The following is a 16987-nucleotide window of genomic DNA, read 5'->3' as shown; positions in this document are numbered from 1 at the left end:
CGTTGGCCCAGATGGTGCCGCAGACGGTGAAGGGCGTGCCCAGCGTGTAGGGCAGGGTTTCGAAGGCGTACGGCGTCGAGTTGCAGCCGCCGTTCGGATCCGGATCCTGGTCGCACGTGGAGTTCTCCACATAGGAGCCCGCCGGGCAAGCCGCCAGCGTGCAGGGCTCGCAACCCGCGGTCGTCACGGTGACCTTGTAGTCCTCCGCGCAGCGGATGCCGGAGAACGTCGCCGGCGCGACCACCGCGTAGTACGTGCCCGGAGGCACGCAGCGGCTGGTCAGCGTGGTGAGCACACACTTGGTGCCGGCGACCGGGGCGGCCACGTCACGCGAGCCGTCGCAGTCATTCACGCCGCCCGGACCTGCGCGGAGCAGGAAGATGACCGGGTCGAACTCGGCCTCGACGGCCACGCTGATGGTCACCGGCGAGGCGCCGCCGATCGTGAAGCGGTACCAGTCCATGTCACGCGTGCCGTCGAACGTCGCGGCCTCGCCGTAGACGGTCGTGCCGATGGTGATCGGCGAGAAGAGCGGCGTATCGAGATTGCAGCCGCCGTTGAAGACGTCGGGCGCGCAATCGTCGGGCTCGTTCTCCAGCACCGCACCGGGCGGGACGACCACGGTGCAGCACGCGCCGGTCGGCCACGGATCGCAGGTGGTGCCGGGGCCGGCCCAGTAGGGGCCCTGAGCGCGGAGCGTGTCGCAGATGATCGGTAGTGAGTTTGTGCTCAACAGCGTGACGAAGGCGTTGATGTCGCCGAAGGACGGGAAGGTGTTGTCCCCGTTGATGTCGCCGTTCTGCGGACCGCAGCCGGGGTACGTCACGACCCAGACGGGGTTGTTCGATAGATACAGCACGAACGGGTTGATGTCCGCGAAGCTGACCTGCCCGTCGCAGTTGAGGTCGCCGTAGCAGATCGGCGGAGTGGTTTCTTCGCATGCTCCAAAGGTGGTGATATTGCAGTTGCCGTCATCGTAGCAGCAGGCGCCGGTGCCTTCGCCGCAGGGCGGGCTGAACTGGGAGCAGTTACCATTCTGGATAAAGCGGCCGCCCAGCGCTTCGCAGTACTGTACGCTGCTGTTATTGAGGCACTCCGCGGTGCGATCGTCACAGCAAGCGCCGACGACCTTCTCGGCGAAGCAGTAGTTCAGGTCGCAGTCGCCGGAGCGCGCGACCGGGTTGACGCCATCCGACTCCCAGTCTTCGTAGACCAGGCTGTCGCCCTCGCCGGAATCCTCGATCAGGTGGTAGCAGAGGCCGCCGGGAGTGACGCACGTGAGGGAGAACCAGCCGGTCTGGAGGGGGATCACGTTTTCGAGGACGGCCGTGAACTGCCAGATCGTGGCCGGGTTGCCGCTGCCGAAGTTGGCGGTTTCACCGGTGTCGACGCGAGCCGGCAGGACGATCTCAGCGGGGTAGGCGGCGCCGATATTGGGGCCGCCGCCGGTGGCCGTCGGGAAGAACTGGATCCGGAAAGTCGCGTTCGGCTTGTCGCAGCCGCTCGACGCATTGTCGATGAAGCAGCCGCGCCAGGTGATGATGCCGATCGGGGTGGTCACGGGGCTCACGCCTGGCGGAGGGAACGAGTCGTAACGCACGCGTCCGCAGAGGGAGCCGCTGCAGAAGTTGAGGTCGGTATACCAAAACCCGTTGCAGCTCGGGTCGGCATCCTGACCGTAGTAAGACCCTTCAGGGCATGATTCACCGGAGCGTGAGCCGCGTGCGTTGCTGCGGTCGATCCAGGCCATGACGCGGCCGGAATCGTTTTCGTCGGTGACGTTGAACTGGGGTTGAGCATCCTGGGCGGTCACACCGGCGCTGACCTGCGCGAAGCCCACGTCGCGCAGCGCCGCCTGTTCCTGGGCCAGCGCAACCGTTGCGCCCAGAAGCAAGGTACACAGTAGTCCGAGCTTCTTCATAATCGCTTGTCCTCCTTCGAGTTGTGACTGCGACTGCGGACGGCGCCCGACCGCCGGCCAAGTGCTCCGGCCCGCCTGGGAACACTCCAGGCGGAGAGATGAGCCAGAGATTGCGAGTCTTCAATCGGTCACAAATGCACGCACATTCCAGGGTACTATCGCGAATGCGAGATTTCCCCGGAACCGAACGATGTCGGGATACCGCATTATACCGACCGTGGGAGGCTGAATCCACCCCGTCGAGGCAGCGCGCGGAGCCGGGTGCGAATTTTCGCGCACCGCACTTTGTGCGCTTACGGAGCTCGGGAAATGGTTGCCGACGTCGCTGCCGCTACGTCCACCCATTGGGGGTGCCGACGATCGCGTCCGGTTGCTTGGCGAGGCGGCGCGCCGTGGCGAGCGCGATGCGGCCGGCCTTGACCAGGCGTTGCAGATCGTCGTCCAGGTTGAGCATGCCGTCGCGCTTGCCGGTCTGAATCGCGGACTCGAGCATCTCGATCTTGCCAGTGCGGATGGCGACCTGGACCTGCTGGTTGACGTGGAGGACCTCGAGCGCGAGCACCCGGCGTTCGCCGTCGTCGGCTGCGGGGAGGAGGTGTTGGCAGACGACGGAGCGGAGGCTCATGGCGAGCTGGGCGCGGATGTCGTCCTGGGCATCCTGAGGGAAGATATCGACCAGCCGGGTGAGGGCGCCCTTCGCGTCGCGAGTATGCAACGTCGTTAGGATCAGGTGGCCAGTCTCGGCGGCACTGATCGCCATTTGCGCCGTTTCGCGGTCACGAATCTCGCCGACCAGGATCACGTCCGGATCCTGCCGCAGGCCGTGCTTGAGGCCGTCGGCAAACGAGTCGACATCGCGGCCGACTTCGCGCTGCGTGACGATGCCGCCGAGTCCCGGCGGATGCAGGTACTCGATGGGTTCCTCAACGGTGAGGATCCGGCGGCCAGTGTCCCGGCGGAGGAGGTTGACCAGTGCGGCCAGTGTGGCGGTCTTGCCCGAGCCGACGACGCCGGTAATGACGACGAGGCCGTTGCTGTGCGACGCGAGGCGTGTGGCGAGTTCCTCGGGAAAACCGAGCCACTCGAGCGTCGGAATCTGACTTGGAATGTGGCGCAGGCACGCGCACCACTGCTTCTGCGAAAGGTATACGCTGGCTCGGAAGCGGTGGTTGCCGCCGCGGTAGGGGAGCGAGACCGAGCAGTCCAGGTTCTTGGAGGCGTCCATCGCGCTGCGCGAGCGCTCGGGGAGCAGCGTCTCGACCATGCGGCGGGTCTCGTCCGATGTCAGGGCTTCGTCGCCGATGGACTGGAGGCGGCCGTGGACGCGGAACGTCGGCGGGTATCCGGGGCACAGGTGGACGTCGGAGGCTTCCCGCGCGATGGCGTCTTCCAGCAGCTTCACCAGGTCCGGGCAGGGCATGAAGGACTCCGTATCGCCGTTACCCCGCAGATGTTCAAGCACGTCGTCGAGTGCTTCGGGGCTCATGGAGGTCCAATCGACATCGAGCATGGTACGCCTTTCCGCGCTCCAGCCAACGGCTGCCGGCTCGCCGAGCGTGGCAGCGTTGAGCTAACGAAGCGAGCGCCGACAGTTTGTACGGCGGCGGGGCGTGGCGGTTGCGGGTGACCAGGGCGGAGTCGTGCGCGGTTGCGGGCACGCACGGGTGGCGCAACGTCCCGTAATGGCTGCAACTCCGGTAGTACGGGCACCTTGCCCGTTTCTACTGACGGGCGGGACGCCCGCACCACCCGTTTTGTGAGCCACTTTGAACGAGGCAGTGTGCTAGCCGAAGCGGCCGCGGTCGCGGGCGGCGCCGGGCTTGAAGAGTGGTTTTTGGTAGGCGCCGAGGTAACCCAGGCTCTGGAAATGGGCCAGCAGCTCCTCGATGGTCGCGAAAACGCGGGTGGCGGTCTCGGTGATGAAGGGGGATGGGTCAACCTTGGGCTGCCAGACCACGTAGACCTCCTTGGTGCCCTCGAAGGCGTGCTGGAGCTCGCGCTCGACGCCAGAGGAGAGGCCGGGTTTGCCGCTGGGCAGCTCGGGGATGAAGCTGACAATCATGTCGGACTGGTCGATGAGCTTGAAATCGCGGGCGTAGATCTGGGCGTCGATGTCGCGGGCGACGCTGGTGACCTCGGCGACGTCGAACTCGACCGGGCGGCCATGCACCTGAATGGTGAAGCGGGTCTTGCCGTCCTGCATCGCGGTGGCGGCGTGGGAGAGCAGGCGTTTCTCGTCCATGTCGCCGGGGTCGAAGGTGATGAAGTGCTCGGCGATGGTGGCGCGGAAGGCGTCGATCTCGGCGAGCGTGTCGGGCATGTCCATGACGTGGGTCATGGGGAAAGACGGATAGACGCGCTTGGTGTCCGGCTTGAAGATCAGGCGATAGAGCGACTCGACGGTGTGGTTCTCGACGCCCCGGGCGAAGACGTAGAAGCAGCCGTGGCCGTGGACGGCGCTGGCGAGGACCTCGGTGGCGAGGATTTCCTCTTCGCGCCAGACGAGGATGTCCTTGAGGTTGTGGGGCAGGTCGAAGTCGCGTGTGAGGCGTTCGTGGATCGCGTCGACGTTATCGACGAGGGTGATATAAAGGTCGGCGTCGAGGGGGACCATCTGGTCGTGGTCGAAGGCGGGGAAGAGGCCGTGCTTCCAGCGGAAGGAGGCGTGCGTGTTGACGATCACGGTCTCGTGCTGGTCGACCTCGGCGAGGATGTCCTTGAAGACGGAGCGGCGCAGCGACGCGAGGCGCGCGAGGGGCAGGTCGAGGATGCGGCCGGGGCGCACGTCGGGCGCCTCGCGGTACATCATGTCGCCGACGTGGAAGCGGCGGACGGCCTGGCCGCGGGATTCGGCGAGGCGCGCGACGGTTTCGATGAAGGGTTTCTTGTCGACGCCGACCTGACCGGTGACGACGACGCGGCGGCCGGTGTGGCGGGGGTGGCTGAAGAGACCGGGCTGGCTTCCCTGGGTCATGGTGCTGGTGCTCGTGCGCAAGTGCCGCGTAGGGCGGCGAGGGCTCCCGGCGCTTGACGCCTGCCGGGCATGCCTTATGATGGTTAATTCGCGGCGGGTTGGCAATGGCCCGCGGCGGACATCGAGCGGCTGTGGCGGAATTGGCAGACGCGCAAGGTTCAGGTCCTTGTGAGCGATAAGCTCGTGCTGGTTCGACTCCAGTCAGCCGCATGGCAATGAAAAACGGGCGGCCAGCCAGAGGCTGACCGTCCGTTTTTCGTAGGATGCACGCCACGAGAGAGGGCCAGGTGTGCACAAACTGATCCCCTCCTCGTCCGAAGTTGGGACCGGTTGAGCAACCGGACCTGATGGCATCGGCCTGCCAGCCGCGCCCGTCAGACAATGGGGCCGTTCAGGTGCGGGCGAGGTCGTTGAGATGCCCGTCGCCGGGGGGGTTCGTATGCACCGATCGATGAATGGTCCGCCGCAGCGAGCACCCACGCACAGCCGCATTCGGGGCAGAACGTGGCGCCGTTGGCCGGGTCGGCGGGCAGCAAACGCAGGTCGTAGCCGCAATGTGGGCAGTGGCGGTGCTTGAGCATCGCCGCTGCGACCGCGCCGAAGCGTTTCCGTTTGATGACGAACCAGACGATCCAGGGAACCGAGCAGAACCAGAGCAAACTCCCCGTTTTCGCTTACGGCGCGTCGCGGATGTCGCCGGTGATCAATGCGTGCGTGAAGAAACTGACCACGAGCAACACGCCGCACAGACCGCCGACCAAGGCGACGCGTTCCCGGGCCGCGATGCGCACGCTCCTTTTCGTTGGCGATGGCCTGGAGTGCGTCGGCCGCGACCACGTCGTGGCGGCGAAGCAAATGAAGGGCAACGGGGTCGAGTTGCGTGACGCGGCGACCGCGCGCGTCCCTTATCCGTCCGCTGGTCTGACGGGGAGTGGGTCCGTTCGCGCTCATTGCGACCTGCCTGCAGGCGCTGCGCTCACGCCATCACGGCGCTGGGCCGAGCCGCACCCGTAAGGATGATGACGCTGTCACCGGGACTGCTCAATGGGGCCTAGAGGAGCGCATGCTGATGCGACGCCGGTGAGTTGCACGCCAGTTAGAAGGGGGCCGCGAGCGAAACGCTGGTCCGCTGGTTCGCGTTGCAATCCCGACTTAGAAGATGGCCAGATGTGTGCGCGGTGGGCACAATGTGAGCACCCAGGTCGCGGTTGTCGCAAGTTGTACGGGCCGGTTGACCGGGCGCGGCGGTGTCGACAGAAGTAGATACGCACTCAGGGCGCGTCGGGTCCGGCGGTCGCCGGACGGGTCGCGGGCGGCACAGGTCGTGAGCGGCACGGGATAGCGGCGCGACATTCGAGCGGTCGGGTGCTCAGACAAGGAGACAGGCATGATGCGGCAGGCAGCGCAGTGCGGTGTGGCGGCATTGGTGGCGGGATTGGTGCTCACGGCTGTCGGGTGCTCGTCGTCGGGGAGTTCGGCCACGCAAATCCGGATGAAGACGCTGTGCAGCGCGGGGCTCGATGAGTGCCGGGAGATCGAGTTGACGTGCGACCGATCGTGGGATCGCGATGCCGGGAAACCGGAACGTACCTATGAGCTCTTGCGGGTTGTCGTGAAGCCCCGCGAGCTGCTTGCCTTCGAGCAGACTGTGAAGACGGTCGAGGTCAAGGCCGGCGTGCCGGGCGGGCAGTGGCAGTTCGACAACGTGGAGGCGCGGCGGGACGAGGCGGGACGGAGGGTGTGGTTCGTGCAGCGCGACACGTCCCGGGTCATTGCGACCGTCGACCTCACGACCCATGCCACGACCGGGCCGGACGACGAACCGCCGGCTTGGGCGACGCCGGACGGCGGCAAGCCGCTGCGGTAAGCGGGCGACTCGGGCGTGCGGCTACGACGTTGCGCGTGCGTCGGCGCACCGCTGTCGGAGTCGTGGATCGCACTGTACACGCCCGGGATTGGCCCCGGAGCGAAACGCAAACTGCGTCGTCACAGCGACAGAGGGAGTCACTGATGCGGATCATCCAGATCATCGGGCTGTTCGCTGGCATCGTTGCCTTCGGAGCCGCCGGGGTGTTCGCCGGCGGCGAGACCGGCGATACTTTGTGGCGGGCCGGCGTCGCCATCCTGCTGACGGATGTCGTGTTGATCCTGCTAGCCGGGCCGGGGCCGGCGAAGGGCTGATGGCGCACGTGCACTGATCGGCGGCTGCACGAGGTGTGCGGACGAACGGCGCTCAGTCGTCGCGCGTGTAGGTCCGCACGCCCGCCGAAACGCGGCCATGCTGAGCCGTAACGACTCAAGCGCGGCGCCGAACGAGGCACACCAGGCCGAGCAGCGCCAACGAGGCGGGCTCGGGCACCACCGTGAAATACTGGTCGCCGGCGAAGCTATTCAGATTGATCTGGCCGACGGTTCCGTTGAAGCCGCCCGCGCCGTCGCCGCCGAGATTGCCCTGCGGCGGCGTCAGCCCGCCCAGAAACTGGTTCGACAGGTAGTCGTGGTTGCTGCCGTTGATCATGGCGCTGATCTTGAACGCGCCGACGGGGTTGCCCAGCGCCGCGAGCGGGATCGACAGCTCGAGGCCGGTCGCGACGGCGGCCGCAGCGGCCTGGTTCGCGGCGTCGCTGCCGCCGGTGACGCCCGCGACGTTGCTGTTGTCGAAGGCGACGCCGATGCCGTTGGGCAGGGCGGCGGCGTTCGCGCCGACGAGCGAGCCGGCGAAGACATCACCCGCCGTCAGGTAGTTTCCGAGGCCGCCGCCGACCACGGCGTAGTCGATGTCGAAGCGGGCGCCGGGGGAGAAGCCATTCCGCAGGATCAGGAGGTAGTCGGCCTGGAAGCCCGTGTCGAACGTGAAGCCGGCGTACTTGCCGGCCCAGCCGTCGTTCTCGGGGTTATTCCCGCCGGAGTTGGCGTTGTTCTGCAGGACGTTCTGCCCGCCGGCCTGCGAGTCGATGAAGATATTTAGCTTGTTGAAGTTGCTCTCGAGGTTGCCGGTGAGCAGCAGGTACAGGGTGCCGCCTTCGACGCGGGCGTAGGCGGCGTCGAGCTCGCTGCCGCCGCTCGGGTTGGCGTCGCCGAAGCCGGTCTGCACCGTCTGCACTGCCGCTGCGGAGCCGTAGGACGCGTCGCGAACGCCGTCGAGAGTCGGGCTGCCCTGGGCTGATGAGACGAGGGCGCATATCACCACTGTGCTACTGAGATTCCTGAGCATGTTCCTTCCTCCACTTGGTTCTGAAACTCGGCCACTACGTTCGAGCGCTGTCCGGTCGCGCGTCCGAACGTCGAACATGCGGCATTGTAGCGCGCTGCGGACGGCATGGGCGGCGAAATTCGGTGCCGGCGGTCCGTCTGCATCGGGGCGCGCGGGAGCCACCGGACACCGCCCGTCGGCTGGCGCGATGAGGCTTGACCCGCATGTCGTCCGCGGCCCACAATTCGTGTACCCGTTCGCGGCGATCGTAGGGCGATGCGATGGGTTCCGTGGCGATGCGCAACAGGTCGCAGTGTCAGCATGGTGGCTGCGCCGGGCGCGATGACGTGGCGAAGCTGAGGCCGAAATGGGCCCCGCGAATTGCCGGGCGGGATTGACCGCTCGCAACGATTGTCGCCTCTGCACCGCAACCCGCAGCGCATTTCGCAAGCGAGCACGGAGGACGGCCAGCGTGAGGACAGCGTTTGCGTTTGCGATCACGGCGGGGTTGGCGGGACCGGCGCTGGTCGCCGGTGCTCGCGAAGGAACAGGCGTGTGGCGCGATGAAGTCATGGCGTTCCGCGACCCGGGCGCGGTCGTGCCAACGGGCCCGCGTCTTGAGCTCGTGCGTCAGGACTTCGAGGCGCTCGAGCTGGGACAATCGGTGCTGCGGACGCCGCTGCGCATCGGGAGTCGGACGTTCGCGCGTGGTCTCGGCACGCACTCAATCAGCCGCATTCGCGTGACGTCGGAAGAACCGATGATCGCTTTTTCCGCGTGGGTCGGTGTCGACCACAACGAGCGCACGACCGGCGGCGCCGGAGCGGTGACGTTCACGGTCACAGGCGACACGCGGGGCCTCTATCGTTCGGAGGCGGCGCGCGGCGGCGAGGAGGCGCAGCGCGTGGACGTCCGCAGCGACGGAATGCGTGAGCTCGACCTGGAAGTCGGGGACGGCGGCGACGGCCCGGCGTGCGATCACGCCGACTGGGCGGAAGCGCAGATTACCACGAAGAGCGGCCGGCAATACTGGCTTGACGACCTGGCGCGCGCGGCCCGCGACCGCGCGCGCCCGCCGTTTCCGTTCTCCTTTACCTACGCGGGCCGACCTGTCGCCGAGTTGTTGAGCGGGTGGAAGCACGAAACAGCCGGTGCTGCTCCCCATGCCGATCGATCCAGGGAGACTGTGCGCTGGACGGATCCTGATACGGGGCTGCAAGTCACGTACGAGGTCACCCGCTACGCCGACTTCCCCGCCGCGGAGTGGCTGCTGTACCTGGAAAACACCGGGAACAGCGATACCGGCATCATCCAGGATGTCAACGTGTGCGATCTGCTGCTCGATTCGCCGCTTTCCACGAGCGTGCCATATCGCCTGCACCGCACGAACGGCGGCGTCCCGACGCCGGCGCAGTTCGCGGCGTGCAACGTGACGGTCGACCGTGCGCATCCGCAGCGCCTGACCGCCGGCACGGGGCATTCCAGCGCGGTCGACTTCCCGTTCTTCAAGATCGACACGGGGCGCGGGTCCGCGATCGTCGCCGTCGGGTGGTCCGGGTGCTGGGCCGCCGAGTTGAGTTGTCCGGACGGCCGCGCATTGCGCCTGACCGCCGGCCTCGAGCGGACGCACTTCCGCCTGCGGCCCGGCGAGCGCGTGCGGATGCCGCGGATGCTCGTGCTGTTCTGGGAGGGCGAGAGCTGGGACGCGAACGCCCGCTTTCGCGAGCTGATTTACAAGCATTACGCGGCGAAGCGTGACAACCGGCCGGTCCTCCCGCTGCTTTTCTGCAACACGTGCTTCACGCGCGGCGGCGGCTGGCTGAACGAATGCAATGCCGCCAATCAGATTGCGCTGATCAATGCGTACGCGCCCCTCGGTCTCGAGGCGCTGCTGACCGACGCAGGCTGGTTCCGCGGCGGCTGGCCGCACGGCGCCGGCAACTGGACTCCGCGCGAGGATGCGTATCCCGAGGGCATGGGCCCGGTGGCAGCGGCCGCACGCGCGCGAGGCATGATCTACGGCCTCTGGTTCGAGCCGGAGCGCGTCGTCGCCCACACCGATCTCCATAAGGCGCATCTTGAGTGGCTGCTGCGCCGCCAGGAGGGCGATGACGACACGTATCTGCTCAATCTCGGTCTGCCCGCCGCGCGGGAGCACTTCTTCAACATTGTGAAGGGCTACATGGACCTGCCGGGCTTTCGTTTCTACCGGCAGGATTTCACGATCGATCCGTTGCCGTACTGGCGTTTCAGCGATGCGCCCGACCGCCAGGGCGTCACGGAAATGAAGTACGTTGAGGGGCTGTACGCGTACTGGGATCGCCTCGCGGCCGTATGGCCCGATGGCGTGCGTGAGGAGTGTGCCGGGGGAGGCCATCGAATCGACCTTGAGACCATCATGCGCATGCATGTGCATCAGAAAACCGACTACTGGTTTGACGACGATACGGACCAGGCCGCGCTGTGGGGCGTCAGTCAGTACCTGCCGAACAGCACCGTCGTCGCCCACCTCAATCGGCTCGACGACTACTCGTTTCACTCGACGCTGGCGTCGTCGTTGTGTCTCGGCTGGATCGCCGACGCGCCGGACTTCGACCACGCCCGGGCGAAGAAGCTTGCTGAGCGCTATTTCGCGGTCCGTCACCTGTTGATCGGGGCGTGGTATCCGTTGCTGCCCTACTCGCGGGACCGCACGGACTGGAGTGGCGCGCAATACCATCGGGCCGATCTGGACGAGGGGCTGGTGCTGGTCTTCCGCCGGGCGGAGAGCCCGTATCCGGCCGTGGATGCGCCGCTCCGCGGCCTTCAGCCGAACACGCGGTACGAGGTGGTATCCGACTCGACGGGGTTGCTGGGTACATTCACCGGCGCCGAACTCGCCCGGGAGTTCCGGATCACGTTGCCGAAAAAGCACAGTTCCGACCTGATCACGTATCGCGCGCGGTGAGCGCGCCGCGCAGCCCGGCGCGTGGATGGTGCGCACAGCCGCTCAGGTCCATGCTCGCAAGCGCGCTGGTTCATCGGAGCAGGGCCACAATGTCGCGACGCTTCCGTGAGGGCTTCGGACCAGGCTTCACACGGTCGTTCTACCTCGTATCCGGCCGGGCCAGTACAATCGCTCGATGTGAACTTGCGCGTGGTCGCGTGTCTCTTGATGGCGTCCCAGGGATTCGTTGCATGGTGCTTCGTCTTCTCCCGCTGGCCCTGCTGCTGAGCCTGACGGGCTGCGGCGACATACTGGTCGACAACGCGCATGTCCCCGCCGTGCCCCCGGCGAAACGGCGCGACCTCCGGGCGTCCGAATTCGCCACGCTCCAGAAGATCGACGGCGTGGGCGACGCCCACTGGCTGACCATCACGCGCGGCGACGGTGCCGACAGTATCGGCGGGTTTCTCTCGCTTGAGCCGCACCACGGCGGCCTGGTCGTCTTGCTGGCCGGTGCGAGCACGTTCGACCCCCTCGGTCGGTACGCGGCGACGCTCGATTTCTACCAGGACTTCGGCATTCATCTGCGGCGGGCGGGTTTCCTGGTGTACGCACCGGTGCTGGCCGAATGTGGAACGCCCTACGGGGGCGAGGACCTGGCCCAGACCGAGGCCATACTGGATTGGCTCGAATCCGAGGGGCAGGCGTTCCTGGGTGTGCAGCGCGTCTACGTCGTTGGCTACTCGACGGGCGGCACGCTGGTGAACCTGCTGAACCCGCGCCGGCGCGTCACGGCGATGGTGTCCCTGTGTGGACTGGCGGACCCCGTGCAGTTTGAGGCCCTCCACGGCCTTTATCGCTGGCTGGTGGCGCGGTTCCCCAACAACGCCGGCTTCTGTCAACTGGCCGACACGCTGACCGCGTACGGGCCGCCGGGCTCCGTCGCGTGGTACAAGCTGGACGCGGTGGCCCAGGTGTGGCGGTTTCGCAACCCGACGCTGTTTGTGCATGGTGTCTGGGACTGGGTGTACTTCACCGCGAACACGCGGCACGTCGAAGCGCGCTATCGCGAGCTGCGGCGGGCGGGGCGGCGTGATCTTCCGCCGCTGAAGTTCATTTATATCCGCTGGGGCGATCATTTCTCGGCCGGTTACGATCGTGCCACGCGCCCGAAGATCGTGAGATACCTCCGATCGTTCGAGCCGCGCTGAGCACGACCGTTGGGCGGACCTGTCGGCAGAGGCGAAGGCGGTGGGCACGGGTCGCAGTTGCGGTGCGGGCTGGGACGGTGCGTGAGAATGACCGCCGGTGGGCGCGCGGATGGCGCGTAGCCTTTTTTTCGCCCGCGCGTGCGCAACTCCCGATAAGCGCCGCGTCCCAGTCGAAACCCAGCGGCCCACATTCTGCGAGTTTCCGCCTGGCTTGGCGGGGGAACGCTTGGTTTGAAAACTATGTAATGTGCCCAGATTGCCGACTCTGGGCAGCTTGAGGAGTCACTTCGATGACGAGCCTTAAGATAACGTCAGATTGTCGATCGGTGCCTGGCATTCGCGCTGTGGCGGTCTTGCTGGCGGCACTGGGTGTGAGCGGCAGCGCGCTGGGTGGCAGCTCCGAGCAGGTCTTTGTGCTCCAGGCGAGCAATCAATCCGGGTCGGGCACCTATGTCGTCAGGTTTGAGGACGGCACGTGGGACCCGGTATACCAGAAGCTCGCGTGGGCGCTGCCGGCGCCGATGCCGATCGTCGATCCGACCAGCGGCAACACCGTGTGCACGCTGCGCAGCGCCAGCGTCACGAATCGGCGTCACTGCCGCCTCAATCTCGTCTTCGAGGTGGACGCCGGCAGCAGCGACACGCAGCTCGTGGTCAGCTCCGCGGAGCTGTTTTTTCCGGAGCTGAGTGCAGCCGTGGCCGAGGGCCAAGCGACCGGGTCACTGACGGCGAGCGATCTGGACGATAACGGTGCCTCTGTCGCCGCGCTGGGCCCACCGGGCACCGGCATCGTGTTGGCCCAGCTCAACGGTCTTGTGCCGGCGGGCACCACTTTCACCGGCCTGGTCGGCGGGGTCGCGAGCGGCGTCGGCGGCATGGCGACCAGCACGCAGACCGATCCGCCCGCGGGCTATCGATTGACGGGCTGCGCCGTCAGCAGCAGCAGTCTGCAAGTCGGATTGCTCCTGAGCGCCAATGACCGTGCCTACGTGTTCGCTAAGTTCTGGGTTCGCCCCGAGCCGAGCTGCACCGAAGACAACGATGGCGACGGAACGCCGGACTGTGTGGATGATTGTCCGGGCGATTTCAACAAGGTCGAGCCGGGCGCGTGTGGTTGCGGAGTGGCGGACGTGGACTCCGACGCGGACGGCGTGCTCGATTGCGTGGATGAATGCCCGAACGACCCGAACAAGGTTGCGCCGGGCGCGTGCGGTTGCGGCGTGGACGACGCGGATGCCAATGGCGATGGCGTTCCGGACTGCTCTGATCAGGGAGTGGATGTAGGCCCGAACACCGATCCGGAAAGCGGCGACGCGGAGGGCGGTGGGGGGCAGCCGGCCGACGGCAGTTCGACTGTCTGGGAGACTTCGGGCTTGTCGGCGGAAGAGGATGAATCGTCCGGCGGTGACGACGCGGGGGATTCGGGCGTGAATGGTGACCAGCAGAACGGTGACTCAAGCGGGGCTGTCGCGGGTGCGCAGGAGCTGCAGGGCGGGCCAGGCGCAGTGCTGACGCCGTTGCCGGTCGCGCTGTGCGGGGCCGGGATCACGATGGGCTTGACGCTGTCGTTGATGTCGCTGGTGGGGCTGAAGAGCGCGTGGCGATTGAATCGGCGTCACAGCTAGCGGTCATTCTCGGTGCGCTGGTCCCGCGGCGGCGCCGGGGGACGCGCGTCCGAACCCAGGCGCACGCGGGGCAGACGCCTGGGTGGGTGTCCGCTACAATTCCTGCTGCGCACGCACTGGCCGTGGTCGGGCGGGGTCGGCTGGAGGAGGCCACGCATGCAGGTCTTCGAGCAGTTGGGCAGCTTCTATCTTGGCAAAACGTACGATCTGACCGCGGGGCGCCGTGAAGACCAACTCCTGCTGTACGATTCCAGAGACTTGGTCACGCACGCCGTGTGCGTCGGGATGACCGGCAGTGGCAAGACGGGCTTGTGCATTGGGTTGCTGGAAGAAGCTGCCATCGACGGCATCCCGGCGTTGATCCTGGATCCCAAGGGGGACCTCGGGAACCTTCTGCTGACGTTTGCGCCGCTGCGTGGCGAGGACCTGCTGCCGTGGGTCAACGAGGGCGAAGCCGCGACGAAAGGTCTGACGCCGGTGCAGTTTGCCCAACAGCAGGCCGAGCGATGGAAGGCCGGCCTGGCGGAGTGGGGGCAGGACGAAGCGCGGATTGCGCGGCTGCGCGACGCGGCCGATTTCGCCATCTACACACCGGGATCGACGGCCGGGCTGCCACTTTCGATCGTCGCGTCCTTCGCCGCGCCCGACGAGGCCCTGATCGATGACGCGGAGCTGTTCCGCGAGCGCATCGGGACCACGGTGAGCAGCTTGCTCGGGCTGGTCGGGGTCAGTGCCGATCCGGTCCGCAGCCGCGAGCACATCCTGCTGTCGCAGATCCTGAGCACGGCGTGGTCGGCCGGTCGCGACCTGGACCTGGGCGCGATCATCCAGGAGGTGCAGGCGCCGCCGTTCACGCGCGTGGGCATGCTGGAGCTGGAGGCGTTCTATCCCGGGACGGAGCGGTTTGAGCTGGCGATGCGGCTCAACAACCTCCTGGCGGCGCCGGGCTTCGCGCGCTGGATGGAAGGTGAGCCGCTGGACGTCGGCGCGCTGTTGTACAGCCCGGCCGGCAAGCCGCGGATGTCGATCCTCTCGATCGCCCACCTCTCCGACGCCGAACGAATGTTTTTCGTCGCGCTGCTGCTGAACCAGGTGCTTGGCTGGGTCCGCCGCCAATCCGGTACGACTAGTCTGCGGGCGCTGCTGTACATGGATGAGATCGCCGGCTTCTGTCCGCCGGTGGCCAACCCACCCAGCAAGGCGCCACTGCTGACATTGATGAAGCAGGCCCGCGCGCTCGGGCTCGGTGTCGTGCTGGCGACCCAGAACCCGGTTGACCTGGACTACAAGGGCCTCGCGAATGCCGGCACATGGTTCATCGGCCGGCTGCAAACGGAGCAGGACGCGGCCCGCGTGCTGGACGGGCTGCAGGGCGCGTCGGCGCAGGCCGCGGCCGGCTTCGACCGCGCCGCCGTGCAACGCACCCTGGCAGCGCTACCCCAGCGGGTGTTCCTGATGAACAACGTGCACGAGCGCGGGCCGGTGGTGTTCGAGACGCGCTGGTGCCTGTCGTATCTGCGGGGTCCGTTGACCCGTGATCACATCAAGGCGCTGACGGCCGCGCGCCGGGCGCAGGGCCTGCCGGGGATGACCCCGGAGCCGGCGCGCGTCGGCCCGGCCGTCGTGCCGCCGCAGGCTGCGCCGCGCCCGGGAACGCCGGAGTCCGTGGGTGGTGCGCGCCAGCGCCCGGTGCTGCCGCCGGAGATCCGGCAGTATTTTCTGCCGTTGCGAACCGCGGCGGCCGCGGGCGCAGCGCTGGAGTACGCTCCGATGATTCTCGGCTTCGCGAACGTGTACTTTCGCGACACCAAACTGGGAGTGGACAGTGAGCAGTCGGTGTCGGGCCTCGTGCCGGTGGGCGACGGTCCGGTGCCGGTGCAATGGGACGCGTACATGCCGGCGGAGGTTGCCGAGTCGGATGTTGACGCGGCCCCGGCCGCCGGCGCGACCTTTGCCGAGTTGCCGGCGGACTGCTCAAAGGTGAAGTCCTACGACGAGTGGAAGAAGAACCTGGCGGACGTGCTCTACCGGTCGTGCAAGCTCGAGCTCTACCGCAGTGCCGCGCTCAGGGAAGTGTCGAAGCCGGGTGAGAGCGAGCGTGATTTCCGCGTGCGGCTGGGGCAGGCTGCCCGGGAGCAGCGCGACGGGTTCGCGGAGCAGCTCCGCCAGAAGTACGCCCCGAAGATCGCGACACTCCAGGACCGGATTCGCCGGGCGCAGCAGGTCGTGGAGACACAGCAGGCGCAGGCCAAGCAGGCCAAGTTTCAGACGGCGCTCTCGTTTGGGGCCGCGCTCCTGTCCGGTTTTCTGGGGCGCAAGGCGGTCAGCGCTGGCAGCGTGGGCAAGGCCACGACGGCGATGCGCGGCGTCGGGCGCTCGATGCAGGAAGCCAAGGACGTGGCGCGCGCCGAGGAGAACGTCACGGCACTCCAGAGCCAGCTCGCCGAGCTGCAGGCCCGGTTTGAGGCCGAGGTCGCGGCAGCGGGCGCCAGGGTGGATCCGGCGAGCGAGCCGCTGGAGTCGGTCATGGTCAAACCCAAAAAGAGCGACATTACGGTCCGCGCCGTCGTACTGGCGTGGGCGCCGTACGTCGTGGACGCGGCGGGCCGGCGGGCGGCCGCGTGGAAGTGACGGGCCAGCGATACAGGGAGCCGCAGATGACCTGCCAGCGACGGTGTCACGCGCAGGTGCCGGCCACGGCGGAACATCGGCGGCACGGCGGCCAGTACGGCGGTCGGCGGGGTTTTCACATTGACACAGGCGCGCGCTTTCGGCGGACGCCGGGAGGTGATATGCGATTCTTCTACGGTTTCGCCATCGTGACCGTCAGTCTGGCGCTCGTGGGCTGCGCCGCGACGCGTGACAAGAAAGCGGTGCAGCGCTACGAGGAGGAGCTGCGGGCGGAGGTCGGCGTGGAGACGGTCGAGACTTACATCAAGCGCTGGGGCACGCCCACGCAGCAAATCGACGTGCCCGACGGGGTGATGCTTTGCTGGCGGATCTCGCGCGGCTCGCGCTCCAGCGGCGTGGGTTACATCCTGTCGGTGGGCCAGTCGTACGAGCAGTACGATGACCTGCGGTTGAAATTCGACGAGAGCCACGTGCTGCGCGATTTCGCGGTCGAGTGCATGCGCTAG

General features: G+C 67.1%; 11 protein-coding genes and 1 tRNA gene. 8 read left to right on the top strand and 4 right to left on the bottom strand.

Going from position 1 to position 16987, the window contains the following annotated elements:
• From KA383_15240 to KA383_15230, 3 genes are all read right to left on the bottom strand, one after another.
• A partial coding sequence (locus KA383_15240) for a hypothetical protein (GenBank protein MBP7747470.1) occupies positions 1-1921 on the bottom strand: 1921 nt, incomplete at its 3' end.
• Positions 1922-2252: 331 nt separating this feature from the next.
• On the bottom strand, positions 2253-3431 hold the full coding sequence (locus KA383_15235) for a PilT/PilU family type 4a pilus ATPase (GenBank protein MBP7747469.1): 1179 nt from the start codon (positions 3429-3431) through the stop codon (positions 2253-2255).
• Between the two features lie 273 nt (positions 3432-3704).
• Positions 3705-4895, bottom strand: coding sequence for an AAA family ATPase (locus KA383_15230; GenBank protein ID MBP7747468.1), 1191 nt, complete (start codon positions 4893-4895; stop codon positions 3705-3707).
• A gap of 125 nt (positions 4896-5020) precedes the next feature.
• Between KA383_15230 and KA383_15225 the strand changes: the two genes are divergently transcribed.
• From KA383_15225 to KA383_15215, 3 genes are all read left to right on the top strand, one after another.
• Positions 5021-5105 (top strand) — tRNA-Leu (locus tag KA383_15225).
• Between the two features lie 1177 nt (positions 5106-6282).
• A complete protein-coding gene (locus KA383_15220) occupies positions 6283-6762 on the top strand; it encodes a hypothetical protein (protein ID MBP7747467.1) in 480 nt (159 codons plus the stop codon).
• Positions 6763-6905: 143 nt separating this feature from the next.
• Positions 6906-7076 (top strand): hypothetical protein, encoded by a 171-nt coding sequence (locus KA383_15215; protein ID MBP7747466.1) that lies wholly within the window; start codon positions 6906-6908, stop codon positions 7074-7076.
• Between the two features lie 115 nt (positions 7077-7191).
• Here the strand turns inward: KA383_15215 and KA383_15210 are convergent, their stop codons facing one another.
• The gene (locus KA383_15210) at positions 7192-8109 is read right to left on the bottom strand and encodes a PEP-CTERM sorting domain-containing protein (GenBank protein ID MBP7747465.1); all 918 of its coding nucleotides are present in this window, start codon (positions 8107-8109) and stop codon (positions 7192-7194) included.
• Positions 8110-8560: 451 nt separating this feature from the next.
• Between KA383_15210 and KA383_15205 the strand changes: the two genes are divergently transcribed.
• The 5 genes from KA383_15205 (at position 8561) to KA383_15185 (ending at position 16987) form a co-directional block, all read left to right on the top strand.
• On the top strand, positions 8561-11035 hold the full coding sequence (locus KA383_15205; protein ID MBP7747464.1) for an NPCBM/NEW2 domain-containing protein: 2475 nt from the start codon (positions 8561-8563) through the stop codon (positions 11033-11035).
• Between the two features lie 230 nt (positions 11036-11265).
• Positions 11266-12225 (top strand): hypothetical protein, encoded by a 960-nt coding sequence (locus tag KA383_15200; protein ID MBP7747463.1) that lies wholly within the window; start codon positions 11266-11268, stop codon positions 12223-12225.
• Positions 12226-12551: 326 nt separating this feature from the next.
• Positions 12552-13850: a hypothetical protein gene (locus tag KA383_15195; GenBank protein ID MBP7747462.1), complete on the top strand. Its 1299-nt coding sequence runs from the start codon at positions 12552-12554 to the stop codon at positions 13848-13850.
• A gap of 156 nt (positions 13851-14006) precedes the next feature.
• Positions 14007-16481 (top strand): ATP-binding protein, encoded by a 2475-nt coding sequence (locus KA383_15190; GenBank protein MBP7747461.1) that lies wholly within the window; start codon positions 14007-14009, stop codon positions 16479-16481.
• Between the two features lie 161 nt (positions 16482-16642).
• On the top strand, positions 16643-16987 hold the full coding sequence (locus KA383_15185; protein MBP7747460.1) for a hypothetical protein: 345 nt from the start codon (positions 16643-16645) through the stop codon (positions 16985-16987).

The organism is Phycisphaerae bacterium (assembly GCA_017999985.1).
Lineage (GTDB): Bacteria > Planctomycetota > Phycisphaerae > UBA1845 > Fen-1342 > JAGNKU01.
Note: the sequence above shows the minus strand (reverse complement) of the source record. Positions and strands in the feature narration are given on the sequence as shown.

Bases quoted from the DNA above. Each gene is read 5' to 3' on its own strand.
- KA383_15235 (MBP7747469.1), bottom strand. From the start codon at position 3,431: ATGCTCGATGTCGATTGGACCTCCATGAGCCCCGAAGCACTCGACGAC.
- KA383_15230 (MBP7747468.1), bottom strand. From the start codon at position 4,895: ATGACCCAGGGAAGCCAGCCCGGTCTCTTCAGCCACCCCCGCCACACC.
- KA383_15220 (MBP7747467.1), top strand. From the start codon at position 6,283: ATGATGCGGCAGGCAGCGCAGTGCGGTGTGGCGGCATTGGTGGCGGGA.
- KA383_15215 (MBP7747466.1), top strand. From the start codon at position 6,906: ATGCGGATCATCCAGATCATCGGGCTGTTCGCTGGCATCGTTGCCTTC.
- KA383_15210 (MBP7747465.1), bottom strand. From the start codon at position 8,109: ATGCTCAGGAATCTCAGTAGCACAGTGGTGATATGCGCCCTCGTCTCA.
- KA383_15200 (MBP7747463.1), top strand. From the start codon at position 11,266: ATGGTGCTTCGTCTTCTCCCGCTGGCCCTGCTGCTGAGCCTGACGGGC.
- KA383_15190 (MBP7747461.1), top strand. From the start codon at position 14,007: ATGCAGGTCTTCGAGCAGTTGGGCAGCTTCTATCTTGGCAAAACGTAC.
- KA383_15185 (MBP7747460.1), top strand. From the start codon at position 16,643: ATGCGATTCTTCTACGGTTTCGCCATCGTGACCGTCAGTCTGGCGCTC.